Here is a 1,405-nt window from a genome sequence, read left to right on the forward strand (position 1 = left end):
GGTTACGTCCTGGGACGTGGTGTATCGGTTAGCTCTGATGGGCGTATCGCCGATAGTTGAGGCGGTCATCGGGTGATCCTTCGAGATGGATTGATGATCTTGAAGGAGGAGACCCGATGACCGCATTGACCAGTGTGCCTGCCGGTGATGACTTCGAGCGGCAACTCGCCGCGGCCGAGCCGGATGTGTTGCGGGCGATGGTGAAGTCGTTCGCTGAGGCGTTGATGTCGGCCGAGGCCGACGCGGCCTGCGGAGCGCCCTACGGCCAGGTCAGCCCGGAGCGGACCAACTCCCGTAACGGCTACCGCACCCGGGCCTGGGATACCCGGGTGGGCTCCATCGAGCTGGCTGTGCCCAAGCTGCGGGCCGGCTCGTATTTTCCGGAGTGGCTGCTGGAGCGGCGGCGCCGGGCCGAGCAGGCGCTGGTGTCCGTGGTCGCCACCGCCTACCTGCTGGGCGTGTCCACCCGCCGGGTGGAGCGGCTGGCCGCCGAGCTCGGGGTGACCCAGCTGTCGAAGTCGCAGGTGTCGGCGATGGCCAAACACCTGGATGAGCAGGTCGCTGCCTTCCGCAACCGGCCCCTGGATGCCGGCCCGTATCCGGTGCTGTGGATTGACGCGTTGACGCAGAAGGTGCGGGAGAACGGCCGGGTGCTGAACGTGCACGCCCTGGTCGCGGTCGGCGTCAATGGCGACGGGCAGCGGGAGATCCTGGGCATCGACGTTGCCTCGGCTGAGGACGGTGCCGGATGGCTGGCGTTCCTGCGCTCGCTGACCGCCCGCGGCCTGGCCGGGGTGCAGCTGGTCATCTCCGATGCGCACCGCGGACTCATCGAGGCGGTCGGCGCCGCCGTGCCGGGTGCCACCTGGCAGCGCTGCCGCACCCACTACGCCAGGAATCTGATGAACCAGGTTCCCAAGACCGCGCAGCCCTGGGTGGCGACGCTGCTGCGCACCGTCTTCGAGCAGCCCGACGCCGAAGCCGTGCACGCCCAGTGCGAGCAGGTCATCGCCGCGCTGGAGGCCAAGTTCCCGAAAGCCGCGGCCCACCTGGACGAGGCCAAAGCCGACCTGCTGGCCTTCACCGCGTTCCCACACGAGATCTGGCCGCAGATCCGCTCCAACAACCCGCAGGAACGCCTGAACAAGGAGATCCGCCGCCGCACCGACGTGGTCGGCATCTTCCCCGACCGGGACTCGGTGATCCGGCTGGTCGGCGCAGTACTGGCCGAGCAGAACGACGAATGGGCCGAAGGCCGCCGCTACATGGGCCTGGAAATCCTCGCTAAGATCCAGCGCACAGGCCAGGACCCCGAACCGGATGCAGAACCGGCAGCCCTGATCGCCTAACAACAACACAGGATCACCCGCTGGCCACCCCATACACCACCAGCGCGGACGTGACC

General features: G+C 68.0%; 1 protein-coding gene. It reads left to right on the forward strand.

Translation table 11 applies throughout. From position 1 onward, the window contains the following. The first annotated feature begins 116 nt into the window (after positions 1-116). Positions 117-1,349 (forward strand): IS256 family transposase, encoded by a 1,233-nt coding sequence (locus ABH935_RS50845; protein ID WP_370385238.1) that lies wholly within the window; start codon positions 117-119, stop codon positions 1,347-1,349. The last annotated feature ends 56 nt before the right edge of the window (positions 1,350-1,405 follow it).

It is taken from the genome of Catenulispora sp. GAS73, assembly GCF_041262085.1.
Classification (GTDB): domain Bacteria; phylum Actinomycetota; class Actinomycetes; order Streptomycetales; family Catenulisporaceae; genus Catenulispora.

What these genes read in the sequence shown, in the direction of transcription:
- ABH935_RS50845 (WP_370385238.1), top strand. Translation starts at nt 117, where the DNA reads ATGACCGCATTGACCAGTGTGCCTGCCGGTGATGACTTCGAGCGGCAA.